Origin of the sequence: Parafannyhessea umbonata, assembly GCF_900111255.1 — a bacterium.
Taxonomy (GTDB): domain Bacteria; phylum Actinomycetota; class Coriobacteriia; order Coriobacteriales; family Atopobiaceae; genus Olsenella_J; species Olsenella_J umbonata_A.
In genome coordinates, this window is record NZ_FOGP01000002.1 from 141,099 (window position 1) to 163,867 (window position 22,769).

Annotated in this window: 18 protein-coding genes and 4 tRNA genes; 10 read left to right on the forward strand and 12 right to left on the reverse strand. The window is 63.4% G+C overall.

Annotated features, from left to right (window positions below):
- Positions 1–86: 86 nt before the first annotated feature.
- The 4 genes from pfkB to BMY31_RS03380 form a co-directional block, all read right to left on the reverse strand.
- On the reverse strand, positions 87–1,013 hold the full coding sequence (gene pfkB, locus BMY31_RS03365; RefSeq protein ID WP_078686864.1) for a 1-phosphofructokinase: 927 nt from the start codon (positions 1,011–1,013) through the stop codon (positions 87–89).
- A 213-nt stretch (positions 1,014–1,226) separates the two neighbouring features.
- Positions 1,227–1,303 (reverse strand) — tRNA-Arg (locus BMY31_RS03370).
- 73 nt (positions 1,304–1,376) lie between these two features.
- Positions 1,377–2,267, reverse strand: coding sequence for an ROK family protein (locus BMY31_RS03375; RefSeq protein ID WP_078686865.1), 891 nt, complete (start codon positions 2,265–2,267; stop codon positions 1,377–1,379).
- Between the two features lie 142 nt (positions 2,268–2,409).
- Positions 2,410–2,922 carry an NUDIX hydrolase gene (locus BMY31_RS03380; protein WP_234970655.1) on the reverse strand — a complete coding sequence of 171 codons (513 nt, stop codon included), beginning with the start codon at positions 2,920–2,922 and terminating at the stop codon, positions 2,410–2,412.
- 374 nt (positions 2,923–3,296) lie between these two features.
- Between BMY31_RS03380 and BMY31_RS03385 the strand changes: the two genes are divergently transcribed.
- Positions 3,297–4,916: a DEAD/DEAH box helicase gene (locus BMY31_RS03385; RefSeq protein ID WP_091008304.1), complete on the forward strand. Its 1,620-nt coding sequence runs from the start codon at positions 3,297–3,299 to the stop codon at positions 4,914–4,916.
- A gap of 898 nt (positions 4,917–5,814) precedes the next feature.
- On the opposite strand, the gene BMY31_RS03395 is transcribed toward BMY31_RS03385, so the two are convergent.
- The 3 genes from BMY31_RS03395 to BMY31_RS03405 all read right to left on the reverse strand — a co-directional run bounded on the left by BMY31_RS03395 (position 5,815) and on the right by BMY31_RS03405 (position 6,100).
- Positions 5,815–5,890 (reverse strand) — tRNA-Lys (locus BMY31_RS03395).
- A gap of 42 nt (positions 5,891–5,932) precedes the next feature.
- Positions 5,933–6,008: transfer RNA gene (locus tag BMY31_RS03400), tRNA-Lys, on the reverse strand.
- Between the two features lie 16 nt (positions 6,009–6,024).
- A tRNA-His gene (locus tag BMY31_RS03405) sits at positions 6,025–6,100 on the reverse strand.
- Between the two features lie 428 nt (positions 6,101–6,528).
- Here BMY31_RS03405 and BMY31_RS03410 point away from each other — a divergent pair.
- From BMY31_RS03410 to BMY31_RS03430, 5 genes are all read left to right on the forward strand, one after another.
- A complete protein-coding gene (locus tag BMY31_RS03410) occupies positions 6,529–11,055 on the forward strand; it encodes a VaFE repeat-containing surface-anchored protein (protein WP_143802925.1) in 4,527 nt (1,508 codons plus the stop codon).
- Positions 11,056–11,251: 196 nt separating this feature from the next.
- Positions 11,252–11,809 carry a class B sortase gene (locus BMY31_RS03415; RefSeq protein WP_159443976.1) on the forward strand — a complete coding sequence of 186 codons (558 nt, stop codon included), beginning with the start codon at positions 11,252–11,254 and terminating at the stop codon, positions 11,807–11,809.
- A 117-nt stretch (positions 11,810–11,926) separates the two neighbouring features.
- Positions 11,927–12,775, forward strand: a complete 849-nt coding sequence (locus BMY31_RS03420) for a substrate-binding domain-containing protein (protein WP_091008312.1) — start codon at positions 11,927–11,929, stop codon at positions 12,773–12,775.
- Positions 12,776–12,830: 55 nt separating this feature from the next.
- Positions 12,831–13,469 carry an amino acid ABC transporter permease gene (locus tag BMY31_RS03425; protein ID WP_200802601.1) on the forward strand — a complete coding sequence of 213 codons (639 nt, stop codon included), beginning with the start codon at positions 12,831–12,833 and terminating at the stop codon, positions 13,467–13,469.
- A complete protein-coding gene (locus BMY31_RS03430) occupies positions 13,462–14,283 on the forward strand; it encodes an amino acid ABC transporter ATP-binding protein (RefSeq protein WP_091008313.1) in 822 nt (273 codons plus the stop codon). Before BMY31_RS03425 ends, BMY31_RS03430 begins: the two co-directional genes overlap by 8 nt.
- 115 nt (positions 14,284–14,398) lie before the next feature.
- Here BMY31_RS03430 and BMY31_RS03435 read toward each other — a convergent pair whose 3' ends face one another.
- The 3 genes from BMY31_RS03435 to BMY31_RS03445 are packed head-to-tail and all read right to left on the reverse strand — an operon-like array spanning position 14,399 to position 17,941.
- Positions 14,399–15,412, reverse strand: a complete 1,014-nt coding sequence (locus BMY31_RS03435) for an aspartate-semialdehyde dehydrogenase (RefSeq protein ID WP_078686873.1) — start codon at positions 15,410–15,412, stop codon at positions 14,399–14,401.
- A gap of 51 nt (positions 15,413–15,463) precedes the next feature.
- Positions 15,464–16,807 (reverse strand): aspartate kinase, encoded by a 1,344-nt coding sequence (locus BMY31_RS03440; protein WP_078686874.1) that lies wholly within the window; start codon positions 16,805–16,807, stop codon positions 15,464–15,466.
- A gap of 3 nt (positions 16,808–16,810) precedes the next feature.
- On the reverse strand, positions 16,811–17,941 hold the full coding sequence (locus tag BMY31_RS03445) for a homoserine dehydrogenase (RefSeq protein WP_091008315.1): 1,131 nt from the start codon (positions 17,939–17,941) through the stop codon (positions 16,811–16,813).
- 105 nt (positions 17,942–18,046) lie between these two features.
- Between BMY31_RS03445 and thrC the strand changes: the two genes are divergently transcribed.
- Positions 18,047–19,531 carry a threonine synthase gene (thrC, locus tag BMY31_RS03450; RefSeq protein WP_091008319.1) on the forward strand — a complete coding sequence of 495 codons (1,485 nt, stop codon included), beginning with the start codon at positions 18,047–18,049 and terminating at the stop codon, positions 19,529–19,531.
- Entirely contained in the window at positions 19,528–20,445 is a 918-nt protein-coding gene (gene thrB, locus BMY31_RS03455) for a homoserine kinase (RefSeq protein ID WP_078686877.1), read from the forward strand. Before thrC ends, thrB begins: the two co-directional genes overlap by 4 nt.
- A 24-nt stretch (positions 20,446–20,469) precedes the next feature.
- Here the strand turns inward: thrB and BMY31_RS03460 are convergent, their stop codons facing one another.
- Both BMY31_RS03460 and BMY31_RS03465 read right to left on the reverse strand, forming a co-directional pair.
- Complete coding sequence (locus BMY31_RS03460; protein WP_078686878.1) at positions 20,470–21,291, reverse strand: PHP domain-containing protein; 822 nt, start codon at positions 21,289–21,291, stop codon at positions 20,470–20,472.
- A 130-nt stretch (positions 21,292–21,421) separates the two neighbouring features.
- Positions 21,422–21,778 carry a winged helix-turn-helix transcriptional regulator gene (locus BMY31_RS03465; RefSeq protein WP_090991503.1) on the reverse strand — a complete coding sequence of 119 codons (357 nt, stop codon included), beginning with the start codon at positions 21,776–21,778 and terminating at the stop codon, positions 21,422–21,424.
- Positions 21,779–21,893: 115 nt separating this feature from the next.
- Between BMY31_RS03465 and trxA the strand changes: the two genes are divergently transcribed.
- The gene (gene trxA / locus BMY31_RS03470) at positions 21,894–22,211 is read left to right on the forward strand and encodes a thioredoxin (RefSeq protein WP_078686879.1); all 318 of its coding nucleotides are present in this window, start codon (positions 21,894–21,896) and stop codon (positions 22,209–22,211) included.
- A 145-nt stretch (positions 22,212–22,356) separates the two neighbouring features.
- Positions 22,357–22,764: a hypothetical protein gene (locus tag BMY31_RS03475; RefSeq protein WP_078686880.1), complete on the forward strand. Its 408-nt coding sequence runs from the start codon at positions 22,357–22,359 to the stop codon at positions 22,762–22,764.
- Positions 22,765–22,769 lie beyond the last annotated feature (5 nt).

Here is a 22,769-nt window from a genome sequence, read left to right on the forward strand (position 1 = left end):
GCAGAAACGGCATAGTGCTTTCCGAACTATTGAGCCGAACCGAAGTCCGGTTTCGATCACATGGTAAGAGCCTGGTGGAGAAGAGCCTACTTCTGCTCGGCAATGAGCTTGTTGAGGTTCTCGTACACGCGGTCAATAGTAGCGCGCTTTGCGATGCCCTTGCTCGCAGCAGTTGCGGTGCCGCAAGCAGAGGCGAAGCGGAGGGCCGTCTCGTAGTCAGCGCCCTCCTGACACTTGGCGACAAAGCCAGCGACCATGGAGTCGCCGGCGCCGGTGGCGTTGACGAGGCGAATCTTTGCCGTAGGAACGGTGTGTACCTCGCCGTTCTCGTCGTAGAGGAGCGCACCGTGGCCACCGCAGGAAACGATGACGTTCTGCGCGCCGCGCTCGTGGAGCTCCTTGGCAAAGGGGATGCACTCCTCGGGCGTCTCGGGACGGGCGTCAAAGATGCGGCCAACCTCGTGGTTGTTGGGCTTGATGAGGAACGGACGTGCAGGCAGCGCCTCAAGCAGAAGGGAACCAGGCGCATCGACGACGAACCTGATGCCGCGGCCCGCGAGACGCTTCATGATGGTGTCGTACATATCCTCGGGGAGCGACTTGGGGATGGAGCCAGTGAGGATGAGCGTGTCGCCCTCGCCCACGTAGTCGATCCTCTCGAGAAGCTCGTCAACCTTCTTCTCGGAGATCTTGGGGCCCATGCCGTTGACCATGGTCATGACGATGCCGTTCAGCTTGACGTTGATGCGCGTAAAGCCGTGGTCGAGGCGGACGAAGTTAGACGAGATGCCATTCTTCTGAAGGGTCTCGATAAGGTAGTCACCCGTGAAACCTGCGGCAATGCCGTAGGCAACGTTGACGACCTTGAGCTCATTGAGCAACGTTGAAATGTTGATGCCATTGCCACCGCAGTAGAGCTCCTCGCTCGATGAGCGATTGGTGAAGCCCATGTCCAAAGTGAGCGGATGCATGACGTAGTCAATAGCCGGGTTCAACGTGACGGTGTAGATCAACGGAAGCTCCTTCCAGCACACAATGTAGACTCCATTATGCCGCAAGAGTCATGCAGCCTGCTGCGAGAAACAACACACCGGACACGCAAATTAGAATTATTTCTCAACATTTGAACGCTTGTCATCAAATAGTGGTCAACTTCTTGTGACAACATGACGAAAGCGTTAAGAAGAGGCCACGGCGCCCGAAGGCGGCCGTGGCCGACTAGTCTATGGTGCGCCCTAGGCGATTCGAACGCCTGACCTGCGGTTTAGAAGACCGATGCTCTATCCAGCTGAGCTAAGGGCGCGCGCCGCTACATAGTAGCACGAAACTACGGTCGAAAGACAAGCCGCGTCGAGCCGTCAGCGCACGGCTCGCGATCAGCGATCGGCCTGGGCCTCGAGCGCCCTCCTACCAAGCTCGAGGCAGCCAAGGATGCCCTGCTTCTCGTTGAGGCTGTTCGGGACGATGTAGCTGTCAAGGTCCTCAAGCTCAGGGGTCCTGAGGTACTTGTTCAGATATGCCGCAAACTTCTCGCGAACCAGCGGAAGCAGCTGCTCCTGGTGCATCACGCCGCCGCCGAGGATGATCTTCTGGGGAGAATAGCAGACCACATAGGTCTCGAGCGCCTGCGCGATGTAGTCGCTCTCGAGCTCCCAGACCTCGGGTCGGTCGACGAGCTTCTTTGCGGGGGCACCCCAGCGCGCCTCGATTGACGGGCCGCTCGCCAGGCCCTCGAAGCAGCGGTCGTGAGATGGACAGATGCAGGAGCCGGGGTCGCCGGGAGACACGGTAAGGAGGATGTGCCCGGCCTCGGGGTGAAGCATGCCGTGAACGAGCTCGCCGCCGATCATGACGCCCGCGCCGATGCCCGTACCGATGGTGATGTAGACTACGCTGTCGAGGCCACGGGCGCAGCCGAAGGTTGCCTCGCCGAGGCACGCGACGTTGACGTCGGTGTCGTAGCCCATGGGGACGTCGCAGCCCTTGCGCACGTTCCCCAGGAAGTCATAGCCCTGCCACGCCAGCTTGGGCGTGAAGAGGATGCGGCCGAAGTCGGGGCTCTTGGGATTGACGGCAGTGGGCCCGAAGGCGCCGATGCCGATGGCGTCCACGTTCCTCTCGGCAAACCACGCGGCCATTTGGGGAACCACCTCGTCGGGAGCCACCGTGGGCATGGAAACCTGCTCTTCGATGTTGCCGTCTGCGTCGCCAACGGCAAGAACCATCTTCGTTCCGCCGGCCTCAAGGGCACCAATACGCTTGGACATGCTCTCTCCCATCAACGGGGCGCTACGCGCCGAAACAAGCTAAGCTAATACTGCATCGTTGCAGCACATTCTATATGAGAACGATTCCATATTCATACAATACGCCTACTTTCGGCCCAAACCAAGAACGTGCAAGGACCAATCAGCCCAAGTTGCGTGTTTTGGCGGCAAGCGCGGCAACGATGGTCTTGGAGTCCTGTATGAGCCCCGCCGCCACGGCGTCGACCACGTCGTCGAGCGGAACCCAGACGACGTCGGCGAACTCGCCCTCGTCCAGACAGCGCTCGCCCTCCCTCAGGCCGTGGGCAATATATATAGATGTTGCCTCGTCGCAAAAGCCGGGAGATCCGACGCTCCTCGCCAGGAACTCCAGGTTGTCCGCCACCAGCCCCGTCTCTTCCCGCAGCTCGCGCGCGGCGCAGACGGCAGGATCTTCTTGCCCATCGACCTTCCCGGCGGGAATCTCGAGCGTGGCTCGGCCCAGTGCGACTCGGTACTGCCTGACCAGGCACATACGGCCATCGCGCACCACGCATACGCCCGCTCCCCCATGGTGACGGACGATCTCGCGCGCGGCACGGCGACCACCAGGCGGGGCCACCTCAAGAAGGTGCGCCGAGAAGATCGCGCCCCTCCAGACTGCACGGTCCGACAAGACCCGCTCCTCCAGCCGGGCGTCAGGCCCTAGGAGCCCCTCGATGGTCGAGAGCCCATCGGCCGATTCCGCATCTTGCCTCAACGTTGGCACCTCCGAATGATCGCGGCAGCGCGATTGCGCGCAATACGTATATATCAATTCGCATATATCAAGCATACGTCTCGGCGGACGCGCAAACGTGGTCGTGCTGTGCCGAGTATGCGCGTTTATTTCGGAAGATGCGCCACGCCTGTATTGCGCGACCCGCGCTCGCATACCATGGGCAAGGCGCGCAGGGCACATCTCGCCCGAAGGGGACGGCGAAAACACTCCCGAGGCCACCCCACGTCCAGAGCACGCTTGAAGCAATCCGAACGATTGGAACAACAAATATGTCAGAAACACAAGGGAGCCGAAGGGTTCCAAGGCACCATCATGCGAATGACGGTCGCGCAGATCGCGAGGCCTCCACGAGCGGCGCCGAGGGGTTCGCCGCGCTTGGCCTGAGCGACCAGACGCTCGCTGCCGTCAAGGACATGGGGCACACTGTGCCCACCCCCGTCCAGGCACAGTCCATCCCCCTCACCCTCGCAGGCAGGGACGTCCTCGCAGCCGCGCAGACCGGCACAGGCAAGACGGCCGCCTTCCTGCTGCCCACACTCGACCGCCTCTCGCACGCCGGACGCGGAGAGGGCCCGCTCATGCTGGTGGTCACCCCCACAAGGGAGCTCGCCCAGCAGATCGACGGCGTCGCGCAGGTCATCTGCAAGCACACGCACCACAAAGTGACGACCGTCGTAGGCGGCGTAAGCTACGAGCCGCAGAAGTCCGCGCTCAGGCACGGCTGCGACGTGCTCGTCGCCACGCCAGGCCGTCTGGAGGACCTCATCGCCCAGGGCGCGGCCAACCTCTCGCACGTTGAGGTGCTCGTTCTGGACGAGGCCGACCGCATGCTCGACATGGGCTTCCTGCCGGCAGTCAAGCGCATTGCGGCAAAGACCCCCCAGTCAAGGCAGACGTTGCTCTTCTCGGCCACCCTCGACGAGGACGCCCAGGAGTGCACGGCTGGCCTCGTGAAGAACCCCGCCTGCGTGGAGATTGCCCGCAGGGGCAGCATTGCCGACACCATCGACCAGTTCATCCTGCCCGTTTCGGCGAAGGCCAAGAACAACCTCCTGATCCAGCTCCTCAAGCGCGAGGGCTCGCAAAGGGTGATCGTCTTCTGCCGCGGCAAGCACCGTGCCGACGGCATTTGCCGCCGTCTTCGCAAGGCAGGCATCACCTGCGCGCCCATTCACGGCAACAGGTCGCAGAAGCAACGCGAGAACGCGCTACGCAACTTCAGGTCCGGCGACGTCGACGTGCTGGTGGCGACCGACGTGCTGGCGCGCGGCATCGACATCCCCGAGGTGTCCTACGTGGTCAACTTTGACGTCCCCGGCGAGGCCGAGGACTACATCCATCGCATCGGCCGCACCGGCCGCGCGGGAGAGTCCGGCTGGGCGCTAACCTTCGTCACCGAGGACGACTACCTCGACCTTCGCGATGCCGAGCAGCTGATGAAGTCCATCGTCCCCCTGTACCAGAAGACGGACGGTCTCGACCAGGGAGCAGACCTTCCCAAGATCGACCCACACCGTGACCCCCTGGAGAAGCTTCCCGGGAAGAAGGCCCGAAAGAAGATGGCCGAGGCCCGCGAGGCCAGGCGCAAGTCCCAGGAAGGCAAAGTCGCACTCCAGGACGACGCCAAGTCCCAAGGCAACGCCAAGTCCCAGAGCGGTACCCAGAAGAGGAGCTCCGAGCGCGGCAATAGGAAGCGCGAGCGCGGTGGAAAGCGCCTGGCCGACAGAACACAGAAGCCCAGGCGCAAGTCAGGCGGCGAAAAGAGAGGGCCTTCGCGGGCGAACGAGCCTTCTGGCCGCGCGGTGCAGAAGTTCGGTCCCGCTGGCAAGCCGACGGCAAAGCCGAAGCGCCTGAAGCGTCATCCCGGCGACCGCGGCGGAAGACGGTAACACCGGCATAAGCCAGACATGGCAAGCGTCAGGGGGCATCCGAGAGGGTGCCCCCTGCATCTCGAGCACGAGGCCCACACGTAGAAATCAACCGTCCCTTTCGAACACCCAGGGCCTGTTTGCCTATTCACCACTGGAGGAACGCCCCAGAGTAACATGAGCGGAATTACCTCTTCCGCCCCCCTACTCAACGACCGTCGGGTACAGGCCGTAGTTGGCAAGCGTTAGGGGGTACATCGCCCACTCGTTCTGAAGCCTCTCGCGACGGGCCGCCAATAGTTCGGCGTCGTTCCCACACGCCCCCGAACGCTGGTAGCGCTCCAACGCGTTCTCGCCCCCAATGGCGCGCGTCGGCGAGGACGTACCGCACGGTGCAGAGGATGAGATCCATTGCATTTCCGTCATCCCCGTCCACCCTGCACGCGGCTTGCGCGCCGCACGGCGGCGAGAGCCCCATGCCCTATATGATCATGTAGACAGGGCGATTACTCCCTATGGCCGTAGTGTGGTGAAGTCGCGTTTAGAGCGCGAGGGCAATATCATGCGAAAGCACTCTAAGAATCTACGGTTTTGTGTGGCATTGCGCTATGGCAAGGGAATTCGCAGTGTCGTTCTACGACTCCGAGCAATGGTAGGGGACACGCGAGGAGTACATGAACATGCCAGGAAAACAATGCTCGGAACGTGTCTGGGCACGCCCCGCAAACGCCGCTGAGTGCACTGGCAACGTGACGGCACCGCAAGGGGCTATACGGACAGAGAGCTTTCCGATCGCGAAGCTCAACCGAAGTCGCGTAAAAACCAGACCGCGCTTCTGAGTCACATTGCTTTGCAATTATTGGCGATTCTTCTAAAAGAAAAAGGTCAGAGGACAAAACCTCTGACCTGCTGTTCCAGATGGTGGGTCGTGAGGGGGTCGAACCCTCGACCTTGGGATTAAGAGTCCCCTGCTCTACCAACTGAGCTAACGACCCAAAGAAAAACCAGTCGCAAGCGACTGGCCCTGGTATGTAAGATGGTGGGTCGTGAGGGGGTCGAACCCTCGACCTTGGGATTAAGAGTCCCCTGCTCTACCAACTGAGCTAACGACCCATCTACGGTTATAAAATGGGGTGGGTAGAGGGGCTCGAACCCTCGACCTACGGAGCCACGGTCCGTCGCTCTGCCAACTGAGCTACACCCACCATTTGGTCCACTCGATAACGCGCTTGATTATCATGCCTAAACCTGAGCGATGATGCAAGGGCGATTTTCAAATTCTTTTCCGAACCCCCGATTCATCACATTCCATTCCCATTTTTGTTGACGTCTGCGTGTTAGGTGTCACTGCAAAAGCAGCCTCGGGATAGCTTTGCTCACTGCACATCACCTTTTTAATTACCAACCAACAAATGGCGTTTTAAATCAAAAAGTGGCTTCTTTCGAGGGTCTCTCGCATGCAATAATCCGTCATCCATTACCCGGCGAGCATAAATGGAGACGAGATGAAGCATCGAGGCGACACACGAGCGCGCAAGGCAATCCCTCCCCCACTTTGACCACAGACAGCCAGACGGCCCAGTCGGCCATAGGGCAAGGCGCACCCCATGCGCCCAAAAGACGGGAGGAAGCCATGAGAGCGTCACCAAGGTTCCAGCAGAGCAAGGCCGCGGCAGCGAAGGCGCTGCCGCGAGGAAAGCGCGTCATGCCCATGCTCGTGATGGCCATCGTCCTGATAGCGATCACTGTGCTCGCGTCGAGCGGATACGGGCTCGACGCAGGACAGAAGACCTTCACGGGATTCAAGACAGAGTCGGGGCAATGGGGATACAAGTCGAACTCAGACGAGGTCGCGTACTGCCTCGACGGCCAGAAGGCGGGTCCGGACGGAGCAACCTACGCGGCCTGCAGCGAAAAGGCAACCGGGGCCGCCGGCTACATAGCCTTCCACGGATACCCACGCACGACCTCGATATGCGGACGGGACCTCACGCCCAATGAGGCGCGCATGGCGACCCAATGGGCCCTCTGGATCCATGGGGGCTTCCTCACGCGTTCCGGCCTCACCGCAAAGGCCAACGCGGCCGAGGGCTATCCTGCAGGGGCTCGATGGCTCCCCTGGCACCAGTCTCGCAAGGAGGTGCGCGACGCGGCTCTCGCGCTCTTGGACGAGGCGGAGGCCTGGGAGCGTGCGGGCTCGGACGGAAGCGAGTCCGAGTATGCAATCGTGTACCAGCCCACGGGCGCAGGCGACCGACAGCGCATACTGCTCGCGCCCAACACCGGCTCCATCGAGCTCCGCAAGCAAAGCGCCGCCCCCGGCGTGACGCGAGACAATCCCAACTACTCCCTTGGTCAGGCGTCATACCTTGTCTACCTGGACGAGTCCTGCACGCACCGCGCTCGGGACATCTTCGGCCGCGAGGTCGATATCACGACCGACGAGAGCGGCCGCGGAAGGGCTGACGACCTGCAGGAGGGGACATACTACGTCAAGGAAGCCGGATCTCCGCGCGGATTCGCGCTCAGCCCCGAAATACACCGCGTCACCGTCACGAGGGACGACGTCTCGACCGTCGAGGGCAAGGTCGAGGACAACCCGGAGACGGCGATGGCCACAGTGCAGAAGCTCGACCAAGACGGCGTAGCCCTCGGCTCGGACGCCGTGGTCGCGAGCGCACAGGGCAACGCGAGCCTGGAGGGGGCGCTCTTCGAGCTGTCCTTCTACGCGAGTGCAGACGGAAGGCGCGAGGGAAGGCCAACGAGGGTCTGGACGTTTCAAACAGACGAGAAGGGCGTAGCGACCTTCGATGAGGCGCACTTCTCGTCCGGAGACGAGCTGTACAGGAACGCCTCCGGGAAGATCGTTCTCCCCCTTGGGAGCTATTCGGTCAGGGAGGTCGCGGCGCCTTCCGGATACCAGCTGAGCGATGCCGATTCGCACCCGTTCGACATCGTGCAGGAGAACGGGGTCGCGAAGGTGAAAAGCGACAGCTGGAACGTTCCCCAAGCCAAGGGCGCAGAGGGACGCGCGATATCGGACAGGGTCCTCAGAGCGGGCATCTGCGTCCGGAAGGAGGACACCGAGCACGGGCGAGCGCAGGGAGACGCCTCTCTCGCGGGCATCAGCTTCGATATCGTCAACAAGAGCCGCGGCGCCGTCGTCGTGGACGGCAACGTCTACCAGCCCGGGGACCGCATCGAGGGCCGGCTCGTGACGGACGAGAGCGGGCGGGCGAGCACGGCGTGCGATCTTCTGCCCGTGGGAACCTACGAGGTCGTCGAGGCCGCCTCAAACGAATCTATGCGTCTCGGTGGCGAGGGGAAGACCGTCACCATAGCTCCCAGCGACGTCGGCCGGCTCGTCGAAGTGGACTCGGCCTTTTCCGACGAGGTGAAGCGCGGCGGCATGAGCGTCAGGAAGGTCGACCTCGAGACGGAGGCGAACAGGCCTCTGGGCGCCGCCAGTCTGGATGGCGCGCACTTCTCGGTGAGGAACGCGTCTGACGCCCCCGTGGTGGTCGGAGGAAAGGCCTACGCCCCCGGAGAGACCATCGACAAGGCAGAGCTGGTGACAGACGACAAGGGGGCCGCGCAGACGGCGGGCGACCTCCTGCCCTACGGGACCTACGAGGTGTGGGAGAGCGCCGCCCCGCGAGGCTACCTCCTGTCAGACGAGAAGTGCCGGGCCACCCGGCAGACGGTCATGCTGCGGGAAGACGGGGCCATCGTGTCGCAGCCCGAGGGCCCCACGAAAGACCAGGTGATCCGCGGTGACATCGCCTTCACCAAGAAGGAGGCCGGAAGCATGCGGCCCCTGGCCGGGTGTGCCTTCAAGATCACCTCGCTCACCACGGGGGAGTCTCACGTTGTCGTCGCAGACCAGAACGGCATGGTCGACACCTCGGCCGGCTGGGTCCCGCACACGCGCGACACCAACAAGAACGACGCCGCCGACAACCAGGATGGGTCCGCGGACGAGTCCAAGGGCACGCCCAACGCGGGCGTCTGGTTCAGCGGCACGAAGGACGGCGAAGCTAGGCCGGACGACTCCCTTGGCGCCCTTCCCTTCGACAGCTACGAGGTCGACGAGCTCACGGGCCCGTCCAATGAGGGGACCTCGCAGGTGAGCTTCACCGTTACCATCACCCGAGACGACGTGAAGGTCGACCTGGGAACCATCGACGACGAGCCGCTGCCGAGGCTCGAGACCGTCGCCCGCGGAGACCTGGGCCCGAAGACCAGCGCTGCATCCGCCGAGGCAAAGCTGGTGGACACCATCTACTACGACAACGTGAAGCCCAACTCCCGCTACACCGCCGTGGCCACGCTGATGGACAAGCGCACCGGAAAGATGGTCACGTGCGACGACGGCAGCGCGGTGGAGGGAAGGTGCACCTTCAGCACGAACGCCCCCTACGGGACCGCAGAGGTCGACATTCCGGTTGACGCGACTGGTCTGGGCGAGCGCGACCTCGTCATCTTCGAGACGCTCCTGGACAACAGGGGCAGACGCGTGGCAATCCACAACGACCCGGACAACGCCGACCAGACAATCAGCATCCAGCCGACCATTTCGACCAAGGCCAGCGACGGGGCTGACGGAAACCACGAGGTACCCTCCGCCGGAGCACAGACCATTGACGACGAGGTCTCCTACAGCGGCCTGATTCCGGGCGAGAAGTACGTGATCTCCGGATGCCTGATGGACGGAAGGACCGGACAGCCGCTACTGGACGCAGACGGCAATCGCCTGACGAGCGAGGTGTCGCTCGCTCCGGTGGAGCCGACAGGAAAGGCACGCGTCTCGTTCCATCTTGAGGGAGAGCAGGGGCAGACGGACTCCATCGTCGTGTTCGAGAGACTGACGCGAGGCGACGAGGTCGTCGCCACGCACGAGGATCTCTCCGACGAGAGTCAGACGATCAAGGTGCCGCGCATCGAGACCTCAGCGTCAAACGCGCCTGACGGGACCAGCCAAAACCAGGCAGGTGACAATCCGACGGTGACCGACCGCGTCACCTACACCGGGCTCGAGCCGAACGCCACGTACGTGCTGACGGGCAGGCTGGTTGACAAGGACAACGGACAGGAGTTGACGGATCCGAACGGAAGGACGCTCGAGGCAGAGCTCGAGTTCACCCCCGAGGAGGCCTCGGGGACGGTGAGCCTGTCCTTCTCGGCGCCCAGAGAGACGCTCGCGGGAAGGAGGGCCGTGGCGTTCGAGAAGCTCGAACGAGACGGAGTCGTGCTCGCCTCCCACGAGGATCTCGACAGCGAGGAGCAGAGCGTGAGCTTCCCGGAGCTCCAAACCGAGGCCTGCGAGACCGAGGACGACTCGCACTTCGCGGGAAGCGAGGCGCCGTGCCAGATACGGGACGTAGTCACGTACAGCGGACTCACGCCCGGTGCCACCTACGTCGTCAGGGGCTCGCTCAGACAGGGCGGAACCGGGGAAGCGCTTCCGGAGGGCAGCGGCCAGGCCGTCGAGTCTCAAGCGGAATTCGTGCCTGAGACGCCAAGCGGGTCGGTCGAGGTTGCCTTCGACGTCGACGGGAGCAAGCTCAAGGGAAAGGCGGTCGTCGCGTTTGAGGAGCTCTGGGCAGGCGACAGGAAGGTCGCCGAGCACGCCGACGCGAACGACAAAGCACAGTCGGTCCACTTCGCGCGCATGGCGACAAGAGCGTTCGACAAGGCGGACGGTGACTCGGCCGTCGATGCCGGAAGGGCCGAGCTGGCAGACGAGGTCTCATACGAGAACCTCGTCGCGGGCCAGGAGTACAAGCTTTCGGGGACGCTGATGGACAAGGAAACCGGACAGCCGGCACGGGACGCCGAGGGAAGCGAGATCCGTGGAGAGGCGACGTTCACCCCACATGAGGCAAGCGGAACGGCGGAAGTAACCTGCAAGGCTGATTTGGCCACACTTGATGGGCATGAGCTGGTATTTTTCGAGAGCCTGACAAAAGGCGACGTAGAGATCGCGTCTCACAAGGACATCGAGGACAAGGAGCAGACCGTTCGAGTCGAAAAGAGGAAGGGGGCGGCCATGCCCCAGACCGGCGTCATGTCGCTTGCCGCCGTGGCCATCGCAATCGGGGTCGCGCTCTTGATAGTGCAGGGCCTTGCCAAGCCGAGGTCGGGCACGCGCCATGAGTAGGCGGAGGGCGCCGCGCGGCAGAGCACCCCGGCACCCTTCCCTCAGGCGTCTGGCGCTCGTCGTAGGGCTAGCCCTACTAGCCCTGGGGCTTGCTTCCGTCGCCCGTGACAGCTGGGCGCTCCACAGACTGGGCGCTCTCGGCAAGCCCGCGCAGGAGGCCTCAGGGAACGCGGCAAGACCAGACGCCTGGACGCGCGTGCCGAGCCTTTGCGCCTGGCTCGCCATCGACGGCGCCGGCATAGACTTTCCCGTGTGTCAGGCGGACGCGAGCGACCCGGAATACTACCTGGACCACGACCCTTGGGGAGCGCCCTCGAGGGTCGGGGTCCCTTTCGTCGACGCGGACACAAACGCAAACGCACCACACGTCATGGTATACGGCCATCACCTCGCGCTGACGGGCGGCATGTTCACCCCGCTCTTCGACTGCTACAGGCAAGAGCGGTTCGACCAGGTCCTGGGAGAGGCGCGCTGCAGATGGACGACGACGGAGAAGGGCAAGCAGTCCTTCTTGCCGCTTTGCGCCCTCTCCGTGGACAAGGCGGACGGTGAGGCCCGGTTCTTCGCGGCGACGAGCGGGATCGACCTGAGACGATGGGCGGCAGGGATGCTCAAGAGGTCGACCGCCAGGTCCAAGGACGCGGAGGAGCTCTGCGCTCAGGGAGAGCGGTTTCTCACCCTGGTCACGTGCAGCTCGGTCTTCGCGGGAAGGAGAGAACGCACGCTCGTCATCTTCGCCCTGTGCAAGAAATAGCAGCTAGAAACATACAGTTAATTGGCTCAACCTTGAAGGAGCAACCCATAGCGACTATGCTTGCTCCATCTCGCTAAAGTGCTTGACGGCCATCGTGGCCCGACGATTGGAGGAGCAATGAGAACCATCTATCGCGCAGTTGACCGCAGGCAGTTTCTGAAGGCATCAGCGGCGGCGCTCGCCATAGGGACCCTCGCGGGCTGCGGGGCGCCGGCGGCAGATAAGGACGGCGGCACCGGCTTCGACGGCAACCTCATCGTTGGCTTCGATCAGGACTTCCCTCCCTACGGCTACGTCGCCGACGACGGCAGCTACACCGGGTTCGACCTTGACCTTGCGAAGGCCGTCTGCGACAAGGAGGGCTGGACCTTCTCGCCCAGCCCCATTTCCTGGGACGCAAAGGACGGCCTGCTCAACAGCGGCCAGATCACGTGCATCTGGAACGGCTTCACCATCGAGGGCCGAGAGGACGACTACGCATTCACTGCGGCCTACATGGAGAACAGACAGGTCGTAGTCGTGCGCAGGGACTCCGGCATCGCATCGCTGGCCGACCTTGCCGGAAAGCACGTCGTCACCCAGGCCGACTCGACGGCGTACAACCTCCTGAACGACGGAGGCGACCAGGCCGGTCTGGGCAAGAGCTTCGCGGACCTGCAGACCATCGGCGAATACAACACGGCCTTCATGATGCTCGAGAGCGGTTCCGTCGACGCGGTTGCGATCGACTATCCCGTCGCCGTCTACAACATGGGCGGGAAGGACGATGTCTTCTCCATTCTTGACGAGGCGCTCAACTCGGAGCACTACGGCGTCGGATTCGCCAAGACGGACGCCGGCAAGGAGCTGGCCGCAAAGGTCGAGACCGACCTCAAGGAGCTCTACAAAGACGGGAAGGTCAAGGAGCTCTGCGACAAGTATGCCGACCGTGGCGTCTCGTACGATCTGTGGATGCTCAAGGACTAGCGGCGCAAGCGCAAAAACCACTCTGATCAGGAGAGATAGTTTGGAACTCTCAACGATGACATCGATGCTGGCCGAGGGCTACGTCGTCTCGATGCAGATTTTCGCGATTACGCTCGTGGGCTCGATTCCCCTGGGCGCACTCGTGGCGGTTGGCCGGCTGTCCAAGGTTAGGCCCCTCTCGTGGCTGACGAGCCTCTACATCTCCGTCATGCGCGGAACGCCGCTCATGCTCCAGATGTTCGCCGTGTTCTTCGTCCCGTTCTACGTGTTCGGAAGGCAGACGCCGCCCAGCTACATGTTCGTGGCCGTGATCATAGCCTTCGTGATCAACTACGCGGCCTACTTCGCCGAGATCTTCCGCTCGGGAATCCAGAGCATGCCGCGCGGACAGTACGAGGCGGCGCAGGTTCTGGGCTACACGAGCAGACAGACCTTCTTCCGTATCGTGCTCCCCCAGGTCATCAAGAAGATCCTGCCAGCGATGGGAAACGAGGTCGTCACGCTGGTAAAGGACACGTCACTGGCGTTCTCCATCGGACTCGCGGAGATGTTCACGACCAGCAGGGCCCTCGTGGCCTCGCAGCGAACGATGGTCCCCTTCATGATCGCAGCGCTCATCTACTGGCTGACCTGTCTGCTCATCGAGCTCTTGCTGGGCAGGCTCGAGAAGAAACTGGACTACTACCATGACTAACTCGCACCTGCGCCCGATACCCACGCCCGAGGTCAGCTTCGCCTCGGCGACGGGCCTGCCGGCGGTATACCTCAGAGGAGCCCGGAAGTCATTCGGCCAGAACGAGATCCTGCGCGGGGTCGACCTGACCATCTCCAAGGGAGAAGTTCTTTCCCTTCTGGGCCCGTCCGGCGCCGGCAAGTCCACGATCCTCAGGTGCCTGGCCACCCTCGACAAGTTCGACGGCGGAGAGCTCGCCTACGGCAGCCTCCGCGTGTGTACGAACGACCCACAGGGAAAGGCCGTATACGACCGCGAGGCCATGTACAAGGCGCGCATGAAGTTCGGCATTGTCTTTCAGGACTACAACCTCTTCCCACACTTCAGCGTTATGAGGAACGTCACTGACGCGCCCATATGCGTGCAGGGACGCGACCCCGAGGAGGTCGAAGAGCAGGCAAGGGGGATCCTCCGGAAGCTGGGTCTAGCCGAACGCGCCGACATGGTGCCCTGCCAGCTCTCGGGAGGCCAGCAGCAGCGCGTGGCAATCGCGCGAGCGCTCTGCATGAACCCGAACGTGCTCTTCTTCGACGAGGCAACCTCCGCCCTGGACCCCAAGCTCACCGAGGAGATGCTGAAGATCATCCGCGACCTCGCCGGCGAGGGAATGGCCATCGGCATCGTTACCCATGAGGTCGGCTTCGCGCGGGACGCCTCCGACCGCATCGCCGTGATGCTCGACGGCGAGATTGCCGAGGTCGGAAAGCCCAAGGACGTTCTTGGAAGCCCGCGCGACGAGCGCGTCGCGGCGTTCCTCTCGCACTCCATGGAATAGGAGAAGGGCGAGGCTCGTTTGAGCACGCCTAAGGCAAAGTGCGAAAAGGCGGGGCCGTCACAAACGTGACGGCCCCGCCCCATCAGCCAAGCGGCACCATGCTGCGAGCCAGTCCCTACACGAGGTACTCGGCAATCTGTACGGCGTTCGTCGCGGCACCCTTACGAATCTGGTCACCACAGCAGAAGAACGTGAGCGCGTTGACGCCGTCGGGCGCAGACAGGTCGCGACGGATGCGTCCGACGTAGACGAGGTCCTGGTCGGAGGAGTCAAGCGGCATCGGGTAGGCAAGGGAGGCCGGATCGTCGACCACCTTGACGCCAGGCGCGCCCGCAAGGACCTCGCGCGCCTCGTCGGGCGAGATGGGCCTGTCGAACTCGCAGGTGATGGACTCGGAGTGCGAGCGCACGATGGGAACGCGCACGCAGGTGCAGTTGAAGCGGCAGTCCGGGAGATGCATGATCTTGCGGCCCTCGTTCTGCATCTTGAGCTCCTCGGACGTATAGCCATCGTCCTTGAAGCCGCCAATCTGCGGAATGAGGTTGTAGGCAAGCTGGTATGCGAAGGGATCGCTGTCGCCGACCTCTCCCCCGTCAGCCAGAACCTTCGTCTCGCGCTCGAGCTCCCTCAGGCCGGGCATGCCTGCGCCCGAGGCGGCCTGGTAGGTCGAGACGATCATGCGCCTGAGGCCCGCGGCCTGGTGAAGCGGCCAAGTCGGCACGAGGCCGATGATGGTAGCGCAGTTGGGGTTGGCGATGATGTTGCGCGGGTGGTTCTGGATGTCCTCGGGGTTAATCTCGGGAACGACCAGGGGGACGTCCGCGTCAAGGCGGAAGGCGTGGCTGTTGTCTACGCAGACCGCACCGCGAGCCGCGGCCTCGGGAAGAAGCTGCTTGGCCTGAGCGTCTCCGGCCGCGCCGAGGACGATGTCGACTCCCTCGAAGGCCTCGGGAGTCGCCTCCTGGACGGTCACCTTCTCGCCGTGAAAGTCAATCAGCTTGCCGCGCGAGCGGGCGCTTGCGAGCGGAACGAGCCTGGATACGGGGAAGTTCCTCTCCTCGAGGCACTGCAGCATCTGAGTGCCGACGACTCCGGTGGCCCCCAGGATGGCGACGACCTTTCCTGACATGTGCAAATCCTCCTCCTGCTAAAGCAGCGTTAGACAAAAGAGCGGGGGCGCTTAGGCGCTGGCTCCGTCGGCGGTAACCATCTCTCCCTCGACGAACTTGTCGTAGATCACCCTGATGGCGCGAGAGAAGTCATCGTTGTTCACGCCGAGGATGATGGAGATCTCCTGCGAGCTTTGGGTGATCATGCGGATGTTGATGCCAGCCTCGCCCAGGACGCCGAAGATGCGTCCGGAAGTGCCGGCACGGCGGCTCATGTTGCGGCCGACGACGGAGATGAGGGCAAGCTCGTCGACGACGTTGATCGAGTCCGGCTTGAGCTCCTGCTGAAGGTCGCTCACGATGGAGTAGATGGTGTCCTTGACGTCCGACCCGCTCACGACGATGCCGAAGGAATCGACTCCAGTCGGGATGTGCTCGACCGAGACGCCGTAACGCTCGAAGACCGCCAGCGCGCGACGGATGAAGCCAATGGCGTTCGACATGTGGGCCTTCTGCACGTGGACGGCCATGAAGTCCTTCTTGCCAGCAATGCCGGTGATGAGGTGCTCGCGCTCGTGCTCGGAAGCAGTCTCGCGAATGACCGTGCCCATTGCCTCGGGGTCGTTGGTGTTCTTGATCTGGATGGGGATACCAACCTCGCGGACGGGGAAGATCGCCTCCTCCTGGAGGACGGACGCGCCCATGTAGGAGAGCTCGCGCATCTCGTCGAAGGTGATGCGGTGAATCGAGCGCGGCTTGTCGACGATGCCGGGGTCCGCCGCCATAAAGCCAGAGACGTCGGTCCAGTTCTCGTAGACGGTCGCGTCTATGCAGCGAGCGAGGATGGCGCCGGAGATGTCGCCGCCGCCGCGCTGGAAGAGCTTGACGGTGCCGTCGACCGTGGAGCCATAGAAGCCCGGGAGGACGAAGCCGCCCAGGCGCGCGACGGCCTCGCGGACGTGGGTCTGGGTGCGCTCCATGTCGACCGTCCCGTCATGGTGGAAGACGATGACGTCGGACGCGTCAAGGAAGGGCATGTTGAGGTACTCGGCCATGAGCTGTGCCGTGAAGAACTCTCCGCGTGAGACGATGTACTCGGGAGAGAGGCTCTTGATGACCGAGGAGAACTCCTCGAACTTCTCCTCAATGGGATACTTGAGCCCGAGCTCGTCTCGGATGTCCACGAAGCGCTGCTCGATGTCCTTGAGAAGAGCGGTGCAGTCAACGTGGTACTCGATGTGGGCGTTCACGAGCAGGAGCAGGTCCGTGAGCTTGTTGTCGCCCGCAAAGCGCTTGCCCGAGGCAGACACGACGACGTAGCGGCGGTCGGGGTCGGCCTTGACGATGTCCCGGACCTTCTTGAACTGCCCGGCGTTGGCGACGCTCGAGCCACCGAACTTTGCAACCTTGATCATCTGTTAGTCCTCCTGGGGAAGTGCGGCCATGAAGCTCGTCGGGTCGGACGCAAGGGCGGTTTCCAGGATCTCACGCGCGTCCTGGGCGGTGGTGCCCCTCACGACCTTGAGGCCGCCTTCAATCTCCAGGGCGCCTGCGACGTCAGCCTTCGTGCGGAAGACGTAGTCAGACGTCAGGAGCGTGGGGTCATACGCGAGGTCTGACGAGAAGTCGTAGCTGGGACGCCTGCCCGCGGCGAAGTCGAGGACATCCTGGACCATGGCGTTGCCCGTGGGGAGCATACCGGCACCCTGACCGTAGAACTTGAGCTCGCCGACGGTCGTGGCGTCGAACGTGACCAGGTTGAAGTTCGAGGGGACGTTCGCCTCGAGGGAGTCCAGCGGAACGGCGACGGGCTCGACGGCAACGGCATAGCTGCCCTTCTCCATCACTCCGCGTCCCAGGAGCTTCACTCCCCTGCCGAGCTTCCTCAGGGCGTCGAGATCAGCCTTGGTGAGCGTGCGGATGCCCGTGACGGGGAAGTCACTCGTGCAGGCAACGTCGAAGGCGACGCTCGCCGAAATGATCGTCTTGTTCTTGACGTCGATGCCGTCGATGTCAGCCGAGGGGTCGCGCTCTGCATAGCCGAGCTCCTGCGCACGACGGAGAACGTCCTCGAAGTCGGCGCCCTCCTTCACCATGGCGTCGACGATGTAGTTCGTCGTTCCGTTCATGATGCCGTAGAACGAGATGACCTCGTCGATTCTGCGGGCCTTCTCGATCGAGGCGATCCAGGGGATGCCACCTCCGACCGACGCCTCGATGAGCAGCGAGGCGCCAGAGGTGCGGGCCTGCCTCGCGAACTCCTCGAAGTAGGCAGCGACGACGGCCTTGTTGGACGTGACGACGCTCTTGCCCGCGGCAAGCGCGTCCATGATGAACGTGTGAGCCGGCTCGAGACCGCCCATGCACTCGACGACGAGGTCGATCGAGGGGTCACCCACGATCTGCGAGTAGTCCGAGGTCATGCGCTCGTCCGTAAGCCTGTCAGGCAACTCAAGGATGCGCGCGACCTCGACTTCCTCGAGGCGGTTCGTGATGATCTCGTCGACGCCGCGACCGACGGTGCCGTGGCCGAGAATGGCAATCTTCATCGCTGTCCAATCTTTCTACTGTGTGACGGATGGGAAACGGCAGATACCGCAAAGCTATGATATTGCTGAGGAAAGCCCAACGAGCTCGAGGCAAGGAGCGTATCCGTGAACACGTTCTATCACAGCACGCGTGGCAATAGCGAAACCGTAACAAGCAAGCAAGCAATCCTGACGGGCATCGCTCCAGATGGGGGCCTGTTCGTGTCCGACCAGCTCGGCGACGCAAAGCTTGACCTTGCCCAGGTGGCCAGCCAGACGTACCACGAGACCGCGGCCCAAGTCCTCTCAGCGCTTCTCGACGACTACCAGAAGGACGAGATCGAGAGCTGTGTCGCAGGCGCCTACGGCGACAACTTCGACACAAGTGCCGTCACCCCGGTAAGCGCCCTCGGCGACGACTGGCTGCTCGAGCTCTACCACGGACCCACCTGCGCGTTCAAGGACGTAGCGCTCCAGATGCTCCCCCGTCTGATGTCCTGCGCCCGCAAGGGCGACGGTCGCAACGTCATGATCGTCACCGCGACCTCGGGAGACACGGGCAAGGCCGCGCTCGCGGGCTTCACCGGCATCGAGGGCTGCGGCGTCACGGTCTTCTACCCCGACGGCAAGGTGTCCGACATCCAGAGGCTCCAGATGGCAACACAGGAAGGCTCGAACGTCGCCGTCTGCGCAATTCGCGGAACATTCGACGACGCCCAGACCGAGGTCAAGCGCATCTTCGCCAACCAGGAGCTCGCACAGCGCCTGGCCGAGCGCGGGACCATGCTCTCGAGCGCCAACTCCATCAACGTCGGCCGCCTCGTTCCCCAGGTGACGTACTACTTCGACGCCTACGCCCAGCTCGTGCGCAACGGGAGCCTGAGCGTCGGCGACGCCGTCGACTTCTGCGTGCCCACCGGCAACTTCGGAGACGTGCTCGCGGGCTACTACGCGAAGCGCCTGGGCCTTCCGGTCGGAAAGCTCATCGTGGCCTCCAACACCAACAAGGTCCTCACCGACTTCCTTGAGACCGGAACCTACGACCGCCGCCGCGACTTTGTTAAGACGATCTCCCCCTCGATGGACATCCTGGTGTCCTCGAACCTCGAGCGCATGCTCTACTACCTGACCGACGGCGACTGCGAGAGGGTCTCGTCCTTCATGAGGGACCTCGCAGAGAAGGGCTTCTACACCCTGCCCGGCGCCCTTCTTGCAAAGCTTCGCGAGACCTTCGACTGCGGCTTCGCGACCGACGACGAGACGCGCGCGACCATCCGCTCGGCGTGGAAGCAGCACCACGTGCTCATAGACCCGCACACCGCGGTTGCCAAGACGGTCCTCGACCGCAAGGAGCGCGGCGGCAACCAGCGCGTCTGTCTGTCCACCGCCAGCCCCTACAAGTTCTCGGCGGACGTGCTCTCCGCCCTGGGCGCCAGCGTCGACGGCCTTGGCGGCTTCGCCTGCATGGACGAGCTCCAGAGGCTGACCGGCATCGCCGCGCCCACGCAGCTCTCCACGCTCCGCAGCAAGGACGTCCTTCACAAGGACGTCGTCGACCGCGACCAGATGCCCGACTTCGTCGAATCGTCCTGCAAGAGGGTCTTCGCATGAGCGACACAAGGGACGAGGTCCGCAAGGTCGTCGTGACGGTACCTGCTACGTCGGCAAACGTCGGAGTGGGATACGACTGCCTGGGCCTCGCGCTCGACCTTCCGGCCCGCTTCACCTTCGAACCCGCGCGCGAGCTGCTGATCGACGGCTGCGAGGAGCGCTTCAGGGGCGAGGACAACCTCGTCTGGACGAGCTATCTCGAGACCTGCAAGAACCTGCTGGCAAAGCCGATTCCCCTGCACATAACCATCGACTCCCCCATCCCCCTCTCCGGAGGACTAGGCTCTAGCTCCACCTGCGTCGTCGCCGGCGTCGCGGCAGCGCAGGTCTTCTGCGGCAGGGGGTACGAGCCGCAGTCCGCCCTCGAGGCGGCCTGCCGCATCGAGGGGCATCCCGACAACGTGGCCCCGGCCATCATGGGCGGCCTCGTGAGCTCCTTCGCCGATGCGGAGGGAACGCACTCGATTAGGTTCGACATCGCAGACAACCTTGCCTTCGTCGTCATCGCACCACCCTACGAGGTGCGCACCGCGGACGCACGCAAGGTCATGCCCGAAAGCGTCTCGACCGACGTGGCGGTGTGGCAGATTGGCCATGCCGTCGCAGCGGTGAACGCGCTCGAATCGGGAGACGCGGCCCTTCTCGCCCGCGCCTGCCAGGACAAGCTCCACGAGCCCCATCGCTCGGCACTCATTGCCGACTACGAGCCCCTTAGGAGGACTGCGCTCGCCGCGGGCGCAGCGACCTTCCTCATCTCGGGTTCGGGCTCGACGATGCTCGCCATCGCCGACGGCAAGGCTGCCGCGCAGAGGGTCGCGGATGCCGTCGAGAACATGGTCGAGAACCACGTGGACGGCGTGTGGGTGCGCGTGCTGGACGCCAATGCGTGCGGCGCGACCGTCGAGGTCGCCTAGCGGGACGTGCGGCCAGTCCCTGGATCACAGCGTGTCGAGCGCGACCTGCCTGAGGGCGACGTCGCCGAGCGAGTCATGCTCGAGCACGTTCACGTGGGTGAAGCCGGCGGCAATCGCCCGCTCGACGGCGACGTCGAACCCGCCGTTGAGCAGCTCGCGCTGGTGGGCGTCGGATGAGATGAGTATTTCTCCCCCAAAGCGCCGGAGGGCAATCAGAAGCTCCTGGCGGGGATAGAGCTCCGCCTTCCTGCCGCGGTTGAGGGCGCCGCAGTTGATCTCGAACGGGACTCCCTGGGACACAAGACGCTCCATCGCGTCGAGGGCGGGCCCGAGGTAGCGGGCGTCGGTCTCATCCAGCACGTGCATCTGGTCGTTGAACCTCACCACAAGGTCGAAATGGCCGACGAAGGTGCAGCGCGTCCGGTCGTACACCTGTGACTCGAACTCGTAATAGGCCTTCGAGAGGGCATAGTAGTCTCCGCCGTAGTACTCGCGGCAGAGCTGCGAGAAGAGCTCGGGCGTATTGTCGACGCTCATGGGAACCGGCGAGTCAACGGGGAGGAAGTGCGTAGAGCCGATGACGTACTCGGCCCCCGGGCAGCAGGCGGGATCGTAGGCGTTGTCGAGCTCGACGCCCATGAGGATGTCCATGCGGTCGCGATAGAGCTCCCGCACGCGCGCCACCTCGGCGACGTACGCTCCCCAGTCCATGTGGATGTCGGGGTCCATGTGACCCGAGAAGCCCAGCGCCAGAAAGCCGATCTCGTTCGCACGGCGCGCCATGTCCTCGATGGTGTCGGAGCCGTCGCACAGCGTGCTATGGGTGTGGTAGTTGGCACGAAGCATTCTAGCCCCTTCTGTAAGAGCCCCATGACAGCCGCATCATCTCGCGCCGGCGGGCCGGGCGCAATGCGGCGCAGCAAAGGCGAAACATAGCGTCGAGGCAGGCTCGCCGAGAGGCAGGCGCGACGGCCGGCTAGAGATTCTCTTCTCCCCAGTCCTTCAGTTCCATGAGGATGGGTATGAGGCTGCGGCCCGTGTCGGTGAGGCTGTACTCGACGCGCACAGGCATCTCGTCATACTGCCTGCGCGAGACGAGCCCGTCGGACTCGAGCTCACGAAGCGAGTTGGCGAGCATCGTGTTAGTGATGCCGAAGACGAGTCGTCTGAGCTCGCCATACCGAAGCTCCTCGTCCTGGGACAGAGCGACCAACAAGAGGATCTTCCACTTTCCGCCCACGGCGTTGAGGACGCGGCGCAGGGCGCAGCCCGCCCCGGTGATAGACGGGTCCGCGCTGCCGAGACAGCTCATGAGGTCATTTGCTCCGGACATGGTCAGCTTTTCCTTACCACATTTCTTTAAACTGCGTACTTGCTCAGAATTATATACCACGTAGACTCGATGTCAGATAGAAGCAAGACATGCCACAAGCGAAAGGAACACCGCCATGGAGTATTCGTTCACCGCAGAGAACTTCGAGCAAGAGGTGCTCAACAGCGATATCCCCGTCCTCATCGACTTCTACGCCGACTGGTGCGGCCCCTGCCGCTCGATGCTGCCCATCGTCGAGAGCCTGGCACAGAAGTACGAGGGCCGCGTCAAAGTCGGCAAGGTGAACTCCGACGAGCAGCAGGAGCTCGCCAAGGCCTTCAACGTGATGAGCATCCCAAGCTTCTTCATCGTGAAGGACGGCAAGGTCATCGACAACCTGGTGGGACGTCTCCCCCAGGAGATGCTCGAGCAGAAGCTCGACGCCATCGCGTAACGTCCGAGCAAGGCCACAGGCAGCGAGCTCAGTCCAGGGAGAAGGACCAGCGTTGCCGTCGCAACGGACTGCGGGACGCAGCTCCCCTACGCTTGCGGGGTATCGCAAGCACGCGGGCATGGCCCGCAGACAGAAGGAGACCCGCATGACCGACCAACAGAACCGGCTGCTTGGGGCCGTGGTCGCGCTTGGCGCGACAATCGCGGACGCCATGGACGACGCACCGGGATTCACGCCCTGCGCGACGCCGGCGCAGATGATTCTCGTGGGGCTCCGCACGTGCTCGGCACAAGACGACACAGGCGTCGAGCAGAGGATTGCCGAGACGCTCGAGCTCGCAGCGCACGTGGCAGACCATCGCGGCGTGGCAGTGCACACGGCCGCGGATGTGGAGTCCTTCTCCCCCGCCCAGAGACGGCTCGCAGACGAGCTGCAGAGCCGCGCGAGCGCCGCGGACATCCAGATGATAACCGAGACGGAGGTCGCATGGCTCTACCGTGCCCTCGCCGCACTCGAGGGTGACGACGACCAGGCCACCAGACTTCTAGCCTAGGAGCC